The organism is Bradyrhizobium sp. 139 (genome assembly GCF_023074175.1).
Taxonomy (GTDB): Bacteria; Pseudomonadota; Alphaproteobacteria; order Rhizobiales; family Xanthobacteraceae; genus Bradyrhizobium.
Genome location: NZ_JADPKS010000174.1, coordinates 68,918 through 86,336 on the forward strand (window position 1 = coordinate 68,918; position 17,419 = coordinate 86,336).

The 17,419-nt window shown below is 63.8% G+C and carries 16 protein-coding genes; 4 read left to right on the forward strand and 12 right to left on the reverse strand.

Translation table 11 applies throughout. The features are described 5' to 3' along the window. Positions 1–238 precede the first annotated feature (238 nt). Together pobA and IVA80_RS37175 are read left to right on the forward strand one after the other, a co-directional pair. Entirely contained in the window at positions 239–1,408 is a 1,170-nt protein-coding gene (gene pobA, locus IVA80_RS37170; protein WP_247440078.1) for a 4-hydroxybenzoate 3-monooxygenase, read from the forward strand. A 238-nt stretch (positions 1,409–1,646) separates the two neighbouring features. After that, positions 1,647–2,066, forward strand: a complete 420-nt coding sequence (locus IVA80_RS37175) for a PaaI family thioesterase (protein ID WP_247440079.1) — start codon at positions 1,647–1,649, stop codon at positions 2,064–2,066. A 150-nt stretch (positions 2,067–2,216) separates the two neighbouring features. Here the strand turns inward: IVA80_RS37175 and IVA80_RS37180 are convergent, their stop codons facing one another. Then, positions 2,217–3,101, reverse strand: coding sequence for a LysR family transcriptional regulator (locus IVA80_RS37180; RefSeq protein WP_247440080.1), 885 nt, complete (start codon positions 3,099–3,101; stop codon positions 2,217–2,219). Between the two features lie 121 nt (positions 3,102–3,222). On the opposite strand from IVA80_RS37180, the gene IVA80_RS37185 reads away from it, so the two are divergent. After that, positions 3,223–3,849 (forward strand): pyridoxamine 5'-phosphate oxidase family protein, encoded by a 627-nt coding sequence (locus IVA80_RS37185; protein ID WP_247440081.1) that lies wholly within the window; start codon positions 3,223–3,225, stop codon positions 3,847–3,849. A gap of 165 nt (positions 3,850–4,014) precedes the next feature. Here the strand turns inward: IVA80_RS37185 and IVA80_RS37190 are convergent, their stop codons facing one another. Genes IVA80_RS37190 through IVA80_RS37200 form a run of 3 tightly spaced genes read right to left on the reverse strand, consistent with a single transcriptional unit; the run spans position 4,015 to position 7,560 of the window. After that, a complete protein-coding gene (locus tag IVA80_RS37190; protein WP_247440082.1) occupies positions 4,015–4,746 on the reverse strand; it encodes an ABC transporter ATP-binding protein in 732 nt (243 codons plus the stop codon). Continuing rightward, positions 4,743–6,512, reverse strand: coding sequence for a branched-chain amino acid ABC transporter ATP-binding protein/permease (locus IVA80_RS37195; protein WP_247440083.1), 1,770 nt, complete (start codon positions 6,510–6,512; stop codon positions 4,743–4,745). Before IVA80_RS37195 ends, IVA80_RS37190 begins: the two co-directional genes overlap by 4 nt. 7 nt (positions 6,513–6,519) lie before the next feature. Beyond that, positions 6,520–7,560, reverse strand: a complete 1,041-nt coding sequence (locus IVA80_RS37200) for a branched-chain amino acid ABC transporter permease (RefSeq protein WP_247440084.1) — start codon at positions 7,558–7,560, stop codon at positions 6,520–6,522. Between the two features lie 177 nt (positions 7,561–7,737). Here IVA80_RS37200 and IVA80_RS37205 point away from each other — a divergent pair, with 177 nt between their 5' ends. Then, a complete protein-coding gene (locus IVA80_RS37205) occupies positions 7,738–8,247 on the forward strand; it encodes a MarR family transcriptional regulator (protein WP_247440085.1) in 510 nt (169 codons plus the stop codon). Between the two features lie 124 nt (positions 8,248–8,371). Here IVA80_RS37205 and IVA80_RS37210 read toward each other — a convergent pair whose 3' ends face one another. From IVA80_RS37210 to IVA80_RS37245, 8 genes are all read right to left on the reverse strand, one after another. Next, entirely contained in the window at positions 8,372–9,655 is a 1,284-nt protein-coding gene (locus IVA80_RS37210; RefSeq protein ID WP_247440086.1) for a glycerate kinase, read from the reverse strand. Between the two features lie 204 nt (positions 9,656–9,859). Then, on the reverse strand, positions 9,860–11,089 hold the full coding sequence (locus IVA80_RS37215) for an ABC transporter substrate-binding protein (protein WP_247440087.1): 1,230 nt from the start codon (positions 11,087–11,089) through the stop codon (positions 9,860–9,862). A 238-nt stretch (positions 11,090–11,327) separates the two neighbouring features. Then, positions 11,328–12,554, reverse strand: a complete 1,227-nt coding sequence (locus tag IVA80_RS37220; protein WP_247440088.1) for an ABC transporter substrate-binding protein — start codon at positions 12,552–12,554, stop codon at positions 11,328–11,330. Positions 12,555–12,688: 134 nt separating this feature from the next. Further along, the gene (locus IVA80_RS37225) at positions 12,689–13,918 is read right to left on the reverse strand and encodes an ABC transporter substrate-binding protein (protein WP_247440089.1); all 1,230 of its coding nucleotides are present in this window, start codon (positions 13,916–13,918) and stop codon (positions 12,689–12,691) included. Positions 13,919–13,958: 40 nt separating this feature from the next. Further along, positions 13,959–14,975 (reverse strand): branched-chain amino acid ABC transporter permease, encoded by a 1,017-nt coding sequence (locus IVA80_RS37230; RefSeq protein ID WP_247440090.1) that lies wholly within the window; start codon positions 14,973–14,975, stop codon positions 13,959–13,961. Positions 14,976–14,977: 2 nt separating this feature from the next. Beyond that, positions 14,978–15,856 (reverse strand): branched-chain amino acid ABC transporter permease, encoded by an 879-nt coding sequence (locus IVA80_RS37235; RefSeq protein ID WP_247440091.1) that lies wholly within the window; start codon positions 15,854–15,856, stop codon positions 14,978–14,980. A 12-nt stretch (positions 15,857–15,868) separates the two neighbouring features. After that, positions 15,869–16,582, reverse strand: a complete 714-nt coding sequence (locus IVA80_RS37240; RefSeq protein WP_014498266.1) for an ABC transporter ATP-binding protein — start codon at positions 16,580–16,582, stop codon at positions 15,869–15,871. Next, positions 16,579–17,376, reverse strand: a complete 798-nt coding sequence (locus tag IVA80_RS37245) for an ABC transporter ATP-binding protein (RefSeq protein WP_247440092.1) — start codon at positions 17,374–17,376, stop codon at positions 16,579–16,581. The genes IVA80_RS37240 and IVA80_RS37245 overlap by 4 nt, the downstream gene beginning before the upstream one ends. Positions 17,377–17,419 lie beyond the last annotated feature (43 nt).

The window sequence follows — 17,419 nt, forward strand, 5'->3', positions numbered from 1 at the left end:
GGCGGGCTTCGATGGCCCGGTCTCGTTAATTAACATGTTATCTAATTGGCGGACGCGTTCAAGCCTGAACTGGCGCGGCGCGCCGCCGCGTCATCTATGTCAGCCATGTTACATGGATTTGTCGCTGCGGCGACGAGCACTCCCCTTTACCCAACCGTTATATGATATAATTATCGCGCGCGGACGACCGCGACAAGCGAGCCGCGACGAAAGCCTACAGGATCGGAAGGAGCAAGTATTGCGGACAAAAGTCGCAATCATCGGGGCCGGGCCGGCCGGATTGTTGCTTGGGCAACTGCTGCACAAGCACGGCATCGACAATCTCATTCTGGAGCGGCAGAGCCCGGACTACGTGCTCGGCCGCATCCGCGCGGGTCTCCTGGAGGAGGGAACCGTCGCGCTGCTCGACCAGATCGGCGCCGGCGCGCGGGCGCATGCCGAAGGCCTGCTGCATGAAGGCATCGAGCTCGCCTTTTCCGGACGCCGTCACCGCATCGACATGAAGGGCGCGACCGGCAAGATGGTCATGATCTACGGCCAGACCGAGGTCACGCTCGACCTGATGAATGCGCGCAAGGCTGCCGGTCTTACCACCGTCTACGAGGCCAAGGACGTGCAGCCGCATGATTTCGACGGCGGTCACCCGCGCGTAACCTACGTGAAAGATGGTGTCACCCACACGATCGATTGCGACTTCATCGCCGGCTGCGACGGTTTTCACGGCGTCAGCCGCGCCAGTGTCCCGGCATCGGCGATCGAGGAGTTCGAGCGGGTCTATCCGTTCGGCTGGCTCGGCATCCTCTCCGATACGCCGCCGGTCAGCCACGAGCTGATCTATTCCAACCATTCCCGCGGCTTTGCGCTCTGCACGATGCGCTCGATGAAGCGCAGCCGATACTACGTGCAATGCTCGCTTGACGACCATGTCGACCAGTGGCCGGACGACCGCTTCTGGGACGAACTGAAGCGCCGCCTCGACCAGGATGCCGCCGACAGCCTGATCACGGGGCCCTCGATCGAGAAGAGCATCGCGCCATTGCGCAGCTTCGTCGCCGAGCCGATGCGCTTCGGCAAGATGTTCCTGTGCGGCGACGCCGCCCACATCGTGCCGCCGACCGGCGCCAAGGGGTTGAACCTCGCGGCCAGCGACGCGCACTATCTCGCCAGTGCTTTCCGCGAGTTCTACGACGAGAAGTCGAGCGTCGGGATCGACGCCTATTCCGCCAAGGCACTGGCGCGGGTCTGGAAGGCCGTACGTTTCTCCTGGTGGATGACCTCGATGCTGCACAAGTTCCCGGACACCGGTACCATCGGCGCGCGCATCCAGCTCGCCGAGCTCGACTACGTCACGCAGTCGCAGGCCGCGATGACGTCACTGTCGGAGAACTATGTGGGGCTGCCGCTTTAGGCAATACGCAACGGCCGTAGGGTGGGCAAAGCGTAAGCGTGCCCACCAACCTTGCATTCGTTGCGAGATGGTGGGCACGGCGTTTCGCGCCTTTGCCCACCCTTGCTACGGGATCGCGCGCCGCCTCCACATCGTGCCCATTTCAAACACCCGCGCAAATCCCGTTTAAAACTTTGTAGGCGGTGAAACTGTCATCCACATCGCGTTCAATGGCCCCAGCCAATGACGCGAGGCACGCATGACCACCATCGACATCCCCGACGGCTTCGAGCCGTTGTCCCGCAAGAGCCCGCTCACCGAACCCTGGGAGCCGATCTACGCAAAGAAAACCGAGAGGGCCGTCATCATCGGCCTTCGTCTGGCAAGGCCGCACACCAATGGCCGCGGCCTGATCCATGGCGGCCTGATCACCGCGCTCGCCGATAATGCCATGGGCTATAGCTGCGCGCAGGTGACAAACTGGACCACGTCGTTCGTGACGGTGTCGCTTTCGATCGATTTTGTCGGCTCGGCCGAGATCGGCCAATGGTGTTCGATAGAGAGCGATGTGATCAAGACCGGCAAGACCATCTGCTTCGCGCAGAGCCTGATCAAGGCCGACGGCGCCGTGATCGCGCGGGCCAGCGGCACGTTCCGGGTGGTGCCGAAGAAGGGGTGAGGCTCTTGCCCCGGACGCAGCGCAGCGCTTCTTCAGCGGTACGCTGCAGAGCCGGGGCCCATCGATCCACAGCTTACGCCCTGGCCTTCTGGTTCCCGGCTCTGCGCAGCAACGCTAAGGGGCGTTGCAGCGCGTCCGGGACACGAGGCCTTACCCAAACCTCCACTCGGCCGTCTCCACCACGAGGTCGATGAACGCGCGCACCTTGGCCGAGAGCAGGCGCGAGGTCGGATACACGATGTGGATCGGCAGCGCCGGCTGCTCGTATTTCGCCAGCACGATTTTCAGCCGCCCGCGCTTCAGCCCCTCGGCGGCCTGATAGGCCAGCACGCGCGTCACGCCGCCGCCGGCTTCGGCATATTGCAAGGCGGCATCGGCGCTGTTGCTCGTGAAGCGTGGGTTCGGCGTCACCTCGATGTCGCGGCCGTCCTGCACGAAGCGCCAGCTCGCGGAGGGGCCGAACGCGATGGTCTGGTGCTCGAGCAGCGCCTCCGGCGTCTTTGGCTCGCCGTGACGCTTCAGGTAGCCAGATGTTGCCACCGTGATCCGCCGCATCTCGCCGACCTGGCGCGCGACGAGCGAGGAGTCGGCGAGATGGCCGATGCGGACGGCAGCGTCGACGGCATCCTCGACGAGGTTGACGAGATGGTCCGATAGCCTGAGTTCGCAGGCGACCTCGGGATAGCGCTTGAGGTAGGCGGTCATGACAGGCGCGACATGCAGCCGGCCGAAGCCGATCGGCGCCGACACCACGAGACGCCCGCTCGGCCGGTTGCGCTCCTCCCGCGCGGAGCTGTCGGCCTCCTCGACATCGGCGAGGATGCGCCGGGCACGCTCGAGGTAGCGCGTGCCGACATCGGTCAGCCTCACCTGCCGGGTGGTCCGTTGCAGCAGGCGCGCGCCGAGATGCTCCTCCAGCGCCGCGATCAGCCGCGTCACCGCCGAAGGCGACAACCGCAGCTTGCGCGCCGCCGGCGCAAAGCCGCGCAAATCGGCGACGGTGACGAAGACATGCATGGCTTCGAGGCGGTCCATCACATTATTGCTTATAGTGCAATGATGAAGTGTCAAGCGGCCAAATTGTTTTAGCCGCCGGGAGGTCCATCTTGCCCAATGAAAGACGCAGAGATGCGCCGGGATTTCAGGAGATGTTCCGATGACAACAGCACATACTTACGCCAGCGACGTGGCGTTCACGCCGGCGGTGAAGTCGATCCAGACCCGAAAGGGATCACGAGAGGCCTACGCGCGTGCCGAGCAGCGCGGCTGGCGTAACGAGATCGACGAGAATCTTGCAGCCTTCCTCACTGACGCCAATAGCTTCTATTTTGCCACAGCCTCGGCCGACGGCCAGCCCTACATCCAGCATCGCGGCGGGCCCAAGGGCTTTCTCAAGGTGCTGGACAAGCAGACGCTCGCCTTCGCCGACTATGCCGGCAATCAGCAGTACCTCACGCAGGGCAACCTGTCTGAGAATCCAAAGGCCTATATCTTCGTGATGGACTACGCCCACCGCCGCCGGGTGAAGATCTGGGGCGAGGCCCGCGTGGTCGAGGACGACGAGGCGCTGACAACGTCGCTGATGCCCAAGGGGTACCGCGCGCGGCCGGAGCAGGTGATCCTGTTCAAGATCGCAGCCTGGGATACCAATTGCCCGCAGCACATCCCGCAGAAGTTCGACGCGGCGGATGTCGCGGCAGCGCTGGCGGCAAGGGATCAGCGGATCGCCGAGCTGGAGGCCGAGGTGGCGGCGCTGAAGGGGGAGACGGCGGCGGCCAAGTGACGAGTCCATCGTCACTGCTATCGCCGCATCCTACGGTGTCATGCCCCGCGAAGGCGGGGCATCCAGTACGCCGCGGCCTCTCGGTTCGAGCACAGTCGTCTGTGAATACTGGATCGTCCGCCTTCGCGGACGATGACAGTTTGAGTTCGTGGAGACGTCTCAGAATCACAATCCGCTCGCGCCTTCGTGCTGGAAACCGAGATAGCTTGCCGCCACGCGCTCGTTCGCCGCGATGTCGCTGGCCTTGCCGCTCAGCACGAATTCGCCAAGCTCCATCACATAGGCCTGGTCCGCGATCTTCAGCGCGGCCTGTGCGTTCTGCTCGACCAGCAGCACCGAGACGCCGCTGGCGCGCAGCTCGGTGACGATGCGGAAGATGTCGGCGACGATGATCGGGGCGAGGCCGAGGCTCGGCTCGTCCAGCATCAGCAGTTTCGGCTCGCCCATCAGCGCACGGCCCATCGCGAGCATCTGCTGCTCGCCGCCCGAAAGCGTGCCGGCGAGCTGCTTGCGCCGCTCCTTCAGCCGCGGAAACAGCGTGTAGACCCGTTCCATCGAGGCTTTCGCCTTGCTTCTCTCGATTCGGAAGGCCCCTAACTCGAGGTTGTCCTCGACATTCATGGTCACGAACAACTCGCGGTGCTCGGGGACGAGGCCAAGCCCCATCGCGACGCGGTCCTCGATGTCGAGCCGGGCGAGGTCCTGTCCGGCAAAGCTGACGCGGCCCTTCAGCGGAAAAATGCCCATGATGGCGGACAGCAGCGTGGTCTTGCCGGCGCCGTTGGCGCCCACGATGGTGACGATCTGGTTCGCGCCGACCTGGAGCGAGACCGAACGCACCGCCTCGACCTTGCCGTAGGCGACATGGGCGTCGGCGACGGACAACAGCGCGCTCATGCCGCCACTCCGAGATAGGCCTTGATCACTTCGGGGTTGGTCTTGATCGTGGCAGGGGGACCTTCCGCGATCTTGGTGCCGAAATCGAGCACCACGATGCGATCGGCGAGGTTCATCACGAAGCCCATGTCGTGCTCGACCAGCAGCACGCTCATGCCGCCGTCGCGCAGCTCGCGCAGCAGCGCGGCGAGGCGCTGCTTCTCCATGTGGCGCAGGCCGGCGGCCGGTTCGTCGAGCAGCAGCAGCATCGGATCGACGCACAGCGCGCGGGCGATCTCGACGATGCGCTGCTGGCCCAGCGAGAGCGAACCTGCGAGCTGATGCATCTGCTCGGCGAGCCCGACGCGCTCGATCTGGCGGGCCGCTTCAGCGAGCAGCCTGGCTTCATCAGCGCGGTCGAGCCGCAGCATCGAAGAGATCGGTCCCGAATGGCCGCGCAGATGCGCGCCGATCGCAACATTCTCCAGCACGGTCATGTCGGGAACGAGCTTCACATGCTGGAACGTGCGGGAGATGCCGAGCTTGACGATCTCCTGCGGCGGCGCCCTGTCGACCTTCTTGCCGAGCACCGAGATCGAGCCTGATGTCGCCGACAGCACACCGGTGATCAGGTTGAACGTCGTGCTCTTGCCGGCGCCGTTCGGCCCGATCAATGCGACGATCTCGCGGGCCTGCACGTCGAAGGAGACGTTGTTGACCGCGATCACGCCGCCGAACTGCTTTCGCGCTTTTTCGATCTGGAGCAGCACGCTCGACTGGCCGGATGCGCGGGTGCGTTGCTCCAGTTTCAGCGAGGTATCCGGCTTCTTGCCACGGGTTCGCTCGGGCAAGAATGCCATCAGCCAGGGCCAGACGCCGCCGGGCGCGAGTTGCAACAGTGCCACCAGCATGATGCCGAACACGATGGTCTCGACCTGGCCGGAGCCGGGCAGGATCAGCGGCAAATAGCTTTGCAGCACTTCCTTCAGGACCACGACGATCGCCGCGCCCAGCACGCCGCCCCAGACATAGCCGGCGCCCCCGACCACGGCGATGAAGAGATATTCGATGCCGGCCTGCGCGCCGAACGGCGTCGGGTTCACCGCGCGCTGGAGGTGCGCGTAGAGCCAGCCCGACAGACCCGCGAGCACGGCGGCGTGGATGAACACCAGCAGCTTTGCCCGCGGCGTGTGCACGCCAAAAGCCTCGGCCGCGACGTGGCCGCGGCGCAGCGCGCGGATGGCGCGGCCGGTGCGGGAATCCAGCAGGTTCATCGTGAGCAGGGCCGAGACGATCACGGCAACCCAGATCGCGTAATAGATCGAGCCGGGCGAGAGCATTTTGAACGACCCGATCGACAGCGGCGGGATCGCCGAGATGCCGTCGTTTCTCCCCAAAAATTCCAGCTTGCTGAAGAGATAGAACAGGCCCAGCCCCCAGGCCAGCGTGCCGAGCGGCAGATAATGCCCGGAGAGACGGACGGTCACCAGCCCGAGCAGCACCGCCAACGATCCGCTGACCAATAGCGACAGCGGCAAGGTCAGCCACGGCGACAGGCCATAAGCCGTCGACAGCACCGCGGTGGTGTAGGCGCCGAAACCGACAAAGGCTGCTTGACCAAACGAGGTCAGGCCGCCGACACCGGTGAGCAGCACGAGGCCCATCGCGACCAGGGCGGTCAGGCCGATATTGTCGAGCAGCACGATCCAGAACGGCGGCATGCCTGGTACGAACGGGATCGCCGCCATCGCGAGTGCGAAGATGAGGATGGGAAGCCGGCTCTGCATCTTGGCGTCAGTCCTTCTCTTCCTCGACCGCGGGCGCGGCGAGCGAGCGCAGCAGCAGCACGGGAATCAGCAGCATGAAAACGATCACCTCCTTGTAGTTCGAGGCGTAGAAGGACGAGAACGCCTCGACCAGGCCGACGACCAGCGCCGCGACGGCGGTCAGGGGATAGCTGACGAGGCCGCCGATGATCGCGGCGACGAAACCTTTCAGGCCGATCAGGAAGCCCGAGTCGTAGTAGAGCGTCGTGATCGGCACGATCATGATGCCGGACAGCGCGCCGATCACGGACGCGAGCAAAAAGGCGATCTGGCCGGACAGCGTGGTGCGGATGCCGGCCAGCCGCGCGCCGAGCCGGTTCACGGCGGTCGCGCGCAGCGCCTTGCCGTAGAGCGTGAACCCGAAGAACAGCCACAGCCCGACGATGAATGCGATGGTGATGCCGTAGACGGTGATGCTCTGGCCGGTGAAGCGCAGCGCGCCGGCGGTGAAAGAGCCGGACAGCACGGCGGGTCCGCGCTGGCCTTCGGCGCCGAAGAACAGCAGGCCCAGTCCCTGCAGCGCGAGGTGGACGCCGACCGAGGCGATCAGCAACACCAGCACCGAGGTGTGCGCCAGCGGCTGGAACGCGATGCGGTAAAGATACAGCCCGATCATCGCGACGATCACCAGCGACAGCGCGATGCAGACCGCCACCGGCGGCTTCTGGCTGGCGAAGTATACGGTCAGAGCCAGCACGATGGCCGGCAGCACGATGTTGGCGACGAAGCTGCGAACGATCAGGCGCCCGTGCAGCGCCTTGCGCGCCACGAACAGGTCGAACACGAAGGCGCCGATGCCGAGGGCAAGCGCGAGCTTTGCCGTGCCCGGCATCTGGCCCGCGGCCAGCGAGGCATAGGTCAGCGCGCCATAGGTGACGAATTCGCCCTGGGGGATGAGGATCACGCGGGTGACGGCGAACACCAGCACCAGCGCCAGGCCGAGCAGCGCATAGATCGCGCCATTGGTGATGCCGTCCTGCACCAGGAACAGCATGATGGTGGTATTCAAGACCGGACGCTCCCCCTCAAAGATCCGGGCCGGTCCCGCTCGATTGCGGTGGACGGTCCGCCTACAGCCATTGAAAAACGCTGGCGATATTTGATATGGTCCATAACAATTATCAAATATAACATCAAGGGTGGCGGACGATCCGCCCGAATTTAGCGGGATTACGAGCACGAGGCGATGACCGTTTCCAAGAGCGCCGAAAAATCCGCGGAGGCGACCAAGGGCCGCAAGGACGCGACCGACGGGCCGCCCGAAGCCCTCCAGCTCGGTGAGCTCTCCGAACAGCTCGGCTATGTGCTGAAGCGGGCGCAGCTCAAGGTGTTCGAGAACTTTCTGCGCTGCATGGCCTCGCTCCAGCTCACGCCCGCGCAGTTTTCCGTGCTGCTGCTGGTCGAGAAGAATCCGGGCCGTAACCAGACCGAGATCGCCTCCACGCTCGGCATCCTGCGCCCGAATTTCGTGGCCATGCTCGACAATCTCGAGAGCCGCGACCTCTGCGCGCGGATCCGCTCCACCAACGACCGCCGCTCGCACATCCTGGTGCTGACCGACAAGGGCAAGGCCGTGCTGACGCGCGCCAAGAAGCTCGTCGCCACCAAGCACGAGTCGCGACTGAACGAGCTGCTCGGATCTGCCAATCGCGCAGCCCTGATCGAGATGCTGTCGAAGATCGCCAACGAGTTTTGAGGAGGAGCCTACATTCTCCGGCGTGATGCCCGGTCTTGTCCCGGGCATCCACGCCTTTCCTCAGGCGTGGCGGCGCGTGGATGGCCGGGACAAGCCCGGCCATGACGGATGAGAGGCTTGAACCTCAATCCACCAGGATCACCCGGATATCATTCACGTTCGTCAGCGTCGGCCCGGGCATCAAGAGATCGCCGGTCGCCTCGAAGAACGTCGTCGCGTCGTTGTTGTCGAGATAGGCCTGCGGCTGCAGCCCCTGCGCTGACATCTTCGCGAAGGTCGCCGCGTCGATCAGTGCGCCGGCGGGATCGGTGGGGTGGCCGGCGCCGCCATCTGCACCGTCGGTGTCGCCGGCAAGGGCCGAAATGCCGGGCGTGTCCTTCAAGAGGCCGGCGAGCGCCAGCGCGTATTCCTGGTTGGGGCCGCCGCGCCCCTGGCCGCGCACGGTGACCGTGAGTTCGCCGCCGGAAAGGATCGCGATGCGCTTGCCTTGCGCGCGCGCCTGAAGCGCGAGCTTCGCGTGATCGGCGGCGACATCGCGGGCCTCGCCTTCGAGATCGGCGCCGAGATCGATGGTCTCGTAACCGGCCTCCTTCGCGAGCTTCACCGCCGCGTCGAGCGACTGCTTGGGGCGCGCGATCAGCTCGAAATGCGCGCGCGCGAAGGCGGCGTCACCGGGCTTGCAGCTTTCGTTGGCGGGAGCATCGAGCGCACGGCGGACGGCATCGTCGATGGCGAGCTTGTACTTCGCGACGATCGCGCGTGCATCAGCCAGCGTCGTCGGATCGGGCACCGTGGGGCCGGAGGCGATCGCGGAAGCGTCGTCATGCGGCACATCGGAGATCGCGAGCGTCACGATCTCGGCGGCATTTTTGCCTGCGCGCGCCAGCCGGCCGCCCTTGATCCGCGACAAATGCTTCCTGACCGTGTTCATCTCGCCGATCGGCGCGCCCGAGCGCAGCAGCGCCTTGTTGACCGCCTGCTTCTGCGCAAAACTGATGCCGTCCACCGGCGCGATCCAGTTCGCCGAGCCGCCGCCGGTGAGCAGCACCAGCAGCAGATCGTCCGGCCCGGCTTCGCCTGCAAGCGCGAGCGTATCGGCTGCGCCTTTCAAACCGGCTTCATCCGGCACGGGATGGCCGGCCTCGACGACGCGGATGCGGCGCGTCGGCACGCCGTAGCCGTGGCGGGTGGTGGCAATGCCGACCAGACGCTCCGGCGCGAGCTTGAGCGTGTCGAGATAATGCCGCTCGGCGGCCGCAGCCATCGCGCCCGCGCCCTTGCCGGCCGCGAGGCAGATCACGCGTCCCTTGGGCGCGGGCCGCAGATGCGGCGCCAGCACCGTGTCGGGATGAGCGGCGGCAACGGCAGCGTCGTAGAGCGCGCGGAGCAGGGGACGTCGGTCGGTCATGACGAAAAGCCTTGAGCGGACGGAAAAGTCCGGCAGCAAACGTGCCGGTTCACATGCCTACCGCATCAGGCGCGAAAGCGTAAGCGGGCTGTACCCTCATTCGATTGTGCAATCGCGTGATCATAATCGGCGCGCAAGATCGGCGCACAAGCAAAAGCCCCCTGCGATGGCTCGCAGGGGGCTTGTTGTCGTCGCGTGAGGCGGCTAGCCGCCGACGTCGGCGCTGATCACGTCCCCGAACAGCTCCCAACGCTCGCCCTTGAACTTCTCGAGCCGAAGCTGGCTGATCGGGGCGAAGTCGGTCGCAGATGTGTTGATCTGGATCCCCGGCAGCAGCGTCCCGGTGCGGAAGTCCTTCAGGCTGGCGGCCTGCTTCATGACGTTAGCGCGCGTGAGATCATCACCGCATTGCTTCAGCACCTGGACCAGCGTCTGCGCGACGGCGAAGCCGACGACCGTACCCTTGTCGAGCTTGTCGCCTTCCGGGAAGTACTTGTTCATGAAGGCGAGAAACTCCTTCATGCCGGCGTCGTTGTTCCATTCCGGATCAGCCGCGTCCTTGAGATAGTCGGCCGAGATGATGTCCTGGCCGTTCTCGAAGCCGGCGGGCCTCATCACGCTGCCGACGGAGGCCGAGACGTTGTTGAGGAAGTGCAGCGGCTTCCAGCCGATCTCAGCGGCCTTCTTGATCGCCTGCGCCGCGAATTTCGGCGTCGTGATGTTCATGAAGACATCAGCGCCCGTCGATCTCAGCTTGACGATGTGGCTGTCGATGGTCGGCTCGGTGGTCTCATAGCTCTCCTCCATGACAATCATCGAGGCGGCCTTGGAGCCGAGGCCATCCTTCAGGCCCTTGAGATAGTCCTTGCCGTAATCGTCGTTCTGGAACAGGACGGCGATTTTTGCATCCGGCTTGTTCTTGAGCAGCCACTTCGCATAGATCTGCGTTTCGCTCTGGTAATTGGGCTGCCAGCCCATGGTCCAGGGGAAGTTCTGCGGATCATTCCACTTGGTGGCGCCGGTCGCGACGAACAGCTGCGGCACCTTCTTCGAGTTCATGTATTTGTGGATCGCCGAGTTCGACGGCGTGCCGAGCGAGTTGAAGATGAGAAGCACTTCGTCGCTCTCGACCAGCTTGCGCGCCTGCTCCACGGCCTTCGGTGGCGAGTAGGCGTCGTCGTAGGAGATGAAATTGATCTTGCGGCCGTTGATGCCGCCTTCGTCGTTGATCTTCTTGAAATAGGCGGCTTCGGTCCGCCCGATGATGCCGTAGGCGGAGGCCGGTCCGCTGTACGGCATGATGTTGCCGATCTTGATTTCGGTATCGGTCGCGCCGGTATCGTATTTCTTCTGGGCCGATGCAGTGGAGGCCGAGGCCGCGATGAGCGCAAGCGCCAGTGACGCGGCCGCAAGTTTGCCGGTGACAGCGGGCATTCCTATCTCCCTATTTTCTCGGTGTGTGTGCGTCCCTTTTCTTGTGTCGATTGTTTTTGGCGACGCGACCGCAATTCAATACGATTTGGCCTATGCCTACAACTGAAAGCCCCCGTGACGGCGTCACAGGGGCTGCTTCTTTAGTAGTCAAGGACGCGCCAGATCTCGTGTGCGACTGCGAAGTCGCAGCTGTCTTGAGTTGATGAAGCAGTCGGAAGCTATTTTGCGTTGCACGACGTCAATGACCGAGCTCGCTCGAGATGATGTCGCCGAACAGCTCCCATTTCCTGCCCTTGAATCGCATCATCTGGAGTTGCTCGATCGGGGCGAAATTATCGGCTGCGGTGTTGATCTTGATGCCGGGCAGCAGCGTATCGGGCTCGAAATCCTTCAGGTGCGCGGCCTGCTTCATGACGTTTTCATGGGTGAGTTCGTCGCCGCACATTTGCAGCACCTTCACCATGGTCTGGGCCGCGGCATAGCCGAACACCACGCCGGCATCGAGCTTGTTGGCCTTGGGATCGTATTGTGCGAGGAACTTATAGAACTTCTTCATGCCGTCGTCGGCATTCCATTGCGGGTCGGAGCCGTCCTTGGTGTAGCTCGCCGACAGGATACCCTGCGAGATCTCGAGGCCCGCCGGCTCGAGCACGCCGCCGACCGAAGCCGAGACGTTTGAGATGATGTGGACAGGATGCCAGTTGATCTCGGCCGCTTTCTTGATCGCTTGCGCGGCGAATTTCGGCGTGGTGATGCTGATGAAGACGTCGGCGCCCGAGGCTTTCAGCTTCACGACGTGCTCGTCAATCGCGGGCTCCGAAGTGTCGTAGCCGTCTTCCAGCACGATCATCGACGCCTTGGCACCGAGGCCGTCCTTCAGCCCTTTCAGATAGTCCTTGCCGAAATCGTCATTCTGGTAGAGCACGCCGATCTTGCCGTCCGGCTTCGCCTTCATGATGTACTTGGCGTAGATTCGCGCCTCGCTGGCGTAGCTCGGCTGCCAGCCCATGGTCCACGGATATTGCCTGGGATCGTTCCACTTCGAGGCGCCGCTCGCCACGAACAATTGCGGCACTTTCTTCTCGTTCATGTATTTGCGGATGGCGCCGTTGGTGGAGGTGCCGATCGAGCCGAAGATCAGCAGCACGTTGTCGCTCTCGACCAGCTTGCGAGCCTGCTCCACCGTCTTTGGCGGCGAATAGCCGTCATCATAGGAGATGAACTTGATCTTGCGGCCGTTGATGCCGCCTTCGGCATTGATCTTGTTGAAATAGGCTTCCTCGGTCTTGCCGATCGCGGCATAGGCGGAGGCTGGCCCGCTATAGGGCATGATATTGCCGATCTTGATCTCGGTATCGGAAGCGCCGCTGTCGTATTTCTTTTGCGCGAGTGCCGGGCTGCTTATCGCAGTGCACAACGCGAGCGCGGCCGAAATGGCCGCAACCTGAAATCGAACAGCAGTCATTGGTCTCCCACCCCGAGTTGGATCGGCGCCGCAATTGAACAAAAGATTGACGTCTGACGTCAACAAAAAAGCCCCCGCGACGGCTCGCGGGGGCTCGTTGGCCTGGAATAGACCTGAACTATTGCGTCAGCGTGTCACTCCGTGGGGACGTCGCCGCTGATGATCTCGCCGAACAGTTCCCACTTTTCGCCCTTGAAGCGCTGCATCTGGAGCTGGGCAATCGGGGCGAAGTCGGTCGCGCTGGTGTTGATCTTGACGCCGGGCAGCAGCGTGTCCGGCGCGAAGTCCTTCAGGCTCGCGGCCTGCTTCATGAGATTGGCGCGGGTGAGATCATCGCCGCACATTTCCAGAACCTTGGCCAAGGTCGACGCTGCGCCATAGCCGTAGACCATGGCGGTGTCGGTTTTGTCGGCGCCGGGCATGTACTTGTCGACGAACTCATTCCATTTCTTCATGCCGGGGTCGTTGTTCCACTGCGGATCGGTCGAGTCCTTGGCATAGGCCGCCGAGAGGACGCCTTGCGAAGCTTCGAAGCCGGCCGGCTTCATCACGCTGCCGACCGAGATCGACACGTTGGTGAGGATCTGGAGCGGCTTCCAGCTGAGTTCGGCGGTCTTCTTGATGGTCTGGGCGGCGAATTTCGGCGTCGCATAGATCAGCAGCACGTCGGGATTGGCGGCCTTGATCTTGACGATGTGACCGTCGATCGAGGGCTCGGACACCTCATAGCTCTCTTCCAGGATGACCATGGACGAGGCCTTGGCGCCGAGGCCGTCCTTGGTGCCCTTGAGGTAGTCTTTGCCGAAATCGTCATTCTGATACAGGATCGCGATCTTCGCGTCCGGCTTCTCCTTGAGCAGCCATTTCGCATAGATCTGCGCTTCGCTCTGGTAGGAAGGCTGCCAGCCGATGGTCCAGGGGAAGTTCTTCGGATCGTTCCACTTGGTGGCGCCGGTCGCGACGAAGAGCTGCGGGATCTTTTTGGCGTTCAGGTACTTCTGGATCGCGCTGTTCGAGGGCGTGCCGAGCGGGTTGAATACGGCGAGCACCTCGTCGCTCTCGACGAGCTTGCGGACCTGCTCGACGGCCTTCGGCGGCGAATAGGCGTCGTCATAGGTGACGAAGTTGATCTTGCGGCCGTTGATGCCGCCCTTGTCGTTGATCATCTTGAAATAGGCGTCTTCGGTCTTGCCGATGATGCCGTAGGCCGACGCCGGACCGCTGTACGGCATGATGTTGCCGATCTTGATCTCGGTGTCGGACGCGCCGGTGTCGTATTTCTTCTGGGCAAGTGCCGCGCCGGAGGTGAGAGTCGCGGCCGCAGTTGCGAGCGCGATGGTTCGCAGTGTTCTTCCGAAAAGCAATTGGGGTCTCCTTGGTTAAACAACAGTCTTGATGGGAGTTTCAGTTCTTTCTGAGCTTGCCGGCGAGTTGTTGGCCCAGGATCGCGACTTGCCTTGCGCCATGCGGCACGAGGTAGATGACGAGGAACAGGAGCACGCCGAACACGGCGCCGGAGAGGCCCTTGGAGATGCCCTCCGCCATGTTCGGCACGAAGATGATGAAGGCCGCGCCGATGATCGAGCCGGGCAGCCAGCCCACGCCGCCGACGACCATGCCGAGGAACAGCGAGATCGCGAGCGTGATGGTGTAGCTGTCGGGCGCGACGAACTGCACCGCGATGGCGCCGAGCGAGCCGGCGATGCCGGTGATGGCGGCGGAGACGCCGAACGCCAGCGTCTTGTACAGCGCGACGTCGACGCCCATCGCGGAGGCCGCGATCTCGTTGTCGCGGATCGCCATGAAGGCGCGGCCCGACCGGGAGCGCAGCAGGTTTACCGAGAAGATGTAGATCGCAATCACGACGACGAGCGTGAAATAGTACAGCCACATGTCCTGCGACATCGGCAGGCCGAAGGGGGCATCGGGCTTGGTGACGACGAGGCCCTGCACGCCGCCGGTCCAGTGCTCGAGGAAGTTCAGCTTCAACAGCTGCGGCATGGCGGTGGCGAGCGCGAAGGTCGCGAGCGCGAGATAGACGCCGGAGAGCCGCAGCGCCGGCTGCCCGAACAGGAAACCGAAGCCGAAACAGACCACGCCGGCGATCGGCAGGGTCAGCGCGTAGTTGATGTTGAAGTGCTCCATCAGCACCGCGGTCGTGTAGGCGCCGACGGCGTAGAACGCGCTCTGGCCGAGCGAGAACTGGCCGGAGCCGCCGGTCAGGATGTTCAGCGCCAGCACCGCGAGCCCGTAGATCAGGAGCATCGTCATCTGGAAGATGATGAAGTTCTTGACGAAGACCGGCGCGATCAGCAGTGCCGCGAGCACCACCAGCGAGGTGCCGGTGCCCAGCGTCATGGCCCGCTTCGGAACGGCCTCGACCGCCGGGGCTTCCGTGACGACGTCTTCTGCAGCGCTCATGATCAAACTCGCTTGACGATGTGCCGGCCGAACAGGCCAGCGGGCTTGACGACCAGGACGGAGATGATCAGCGCGAGCGCGATCGGGAGTTTCAGCTCATTGCCGACGCCGGGAATGTAGGTGCCGGCGAGGTTCTCGAAGATGCCGACCAGGAAGCCGCCGACCACGGCGCCGAACGGGCTGGTCAGACCGCCGAGCACCGCAGCGGCAAAGCCGTAGATCAGCACGCCGCCCATCATGTTCGGCTCGAGGAACACGACCGGAGCGATCAGCATGCCGGCGATCGCACCGATCGCGGTCGCCATGCCCCAGCCGAGCGCGATCATCCAGGACGTGTTGATGCCGACCAGCCGGGCCGATTCAGGCACGGAGGCGGCCGCGCGCATCGCAAGGCCGATCCGGGTGTACTGGAAGAAGAAATAGAGGCCGAGCAGCAGCAGCACGGTGACGCCGATCATGCCGGCCTGATGGGTCGAGATCAGCTGGCTGCCCAGGAACGGCGCGGAGCCGAACGGGGTCGGATATTGCTTGATGGTGAAGTCCCAGATCAGGCCGGCCGAGGAGTTGATGATCGCAAACAGCGCGATGAAGCCGGCGACGTTGGTGAGCACCGGCGCTTTCGCGAGCGGCTTGAACAGGATGCGCTCGATCGCGATGCCGGCGACGAAGGAGAGCGCCAGCGTGACGATGAAGGCGGCCCAATAGGGTATGCCCCACTGCATCAACTGCCAGGAGATGAAGGTCGAGAACATCGCCATCTCGCCCTGCGCGAAGTTGAGATGGTCGATCGCCTGGTAGATCATGACCACGGCGAGCGCCATGCAGGCGTAGATAGCGCCCGTCGCGATGCCGGCCAGCACTTGGTTGGTGAATAGCTCCATCGTGCCGGCTCCTCAGTAGCCCAGATAGGATTTGCGGATTTCTTCGTTGTTCGCGATGTCCTTGGCATTGCCCGACATCACGATGCGTCCGGTCTCGATCACATAGGCCTGGTCTGCAAGCTCGAGCGCGAGCTGGGCGTTCTGCTCGACCACCAGGATCGACACCTTGTCCTCGCGATTGATCTTGCCGAGGATGCCGAACAGGTCGCGCACGACCAGCGGCGCGAGGCCGAATGACGGCTCGTCCAGCAGCATCAGCCGCGGCCGCAGCATCAGCGCACGGGCGACCGCGAGCATCTGCTGCTCGCCGCCCGAGAGCGTGCCGGCCTGCTGGGTGTGGCGCTGCTTCAGCACCGGGAAATGCGCGTACATGCGCTCGATGTCGGAAACGATGCCGGCGCTGTCCTTGCGGGTGATGGCACCAAGCTGGAGGTTCTCCTCGACCGTCATGGTGGTGAAGGTGCCGCGGCCCTGCGGCACATGGGCGATGCCGAACCGCACGATGCTCTCGGTGGAGCGGTTGCTGAGCGGCTTGCCTTCGAACTCGATCGCACCGGTGGAGCGCACCATGTTGCAGATCGCGCGCAAGGTGGTGGTCTTGCCGGCGCCGTTGGCGCCGAGCAGCGTCGTCAACGATCCTTCGTTGAGCGAGAAGGACAGGCCATGGAGCGCCTGGACCTGGCCGTAATAGGCGCGCAGGTCCTTGACGTTGAGCAGCGTCGTCATTGGTCCTTGCTCCCGAGATAGGCCTTGATCACGTCGGGGTCTGCCTGCACCTGGGCCGGCGTGCCCTCAGCGAGCTTCTTGCCGAAATTCAGCGCGACGACGTGGTCGGCGATCGACATCACGAGGCCCATGTGATGCTCGACCAGCAGCACGGTCATGTGGCGGTCGTCGCGGATGCGGCGGATCAGGTCGCCGAGCAAATAGACTTCCTCATGGTTGAGGCCGCCGGCCGGCTCGTCGAGCAGCAGGATCTTCGGATCCGCTGCGAGTGCGCGCGCCAATTCGACGCGCTTCTGCGTGCCGAAAGGCAGGCCGGAGACGACGGTATGGGCGACGTCCTCGAGCTTGAGATAGGCGAGGATCTCGTGGACCTTGTTGTTGACGCTGGTCTCGCTGCGCCGGACCCAGGCAAGTCTCAGGGAGTCACTGATAATGTCGCTCGAGGTCTTCGAATGGGCGCCGACGCGGACATTGTCCATCACCGTGAGGTTGGGAAACAGCGCCACGTTCTGGAAGGTGCGGCCGATGCCGATCTCGGCGATCCGGTGCGGCGGCCGCGTCAGGATGCTCACGCCTTCCATCAGGATGTCGCCGGACGACGGCTGATAGAGCCGGGACAGGCAGTTGAAGAGCGTGGTCTTGCCGGCGCCGTTGGGGCCGATCAATCCGAGGATCTGGCCCTTGTGCATGTCGAAGGACACACCGTTGAGCGCGACGATACCGCCGAACACGACGCTGACGTCGCGAACCGCGAGCAGAGGCGCTGTCCCCTGCGCGAGCTGTGCCTGCGTCATCTCGTCTCGCCCGCACTGTGCAGTGGGCGAAGGGGCGATGCGA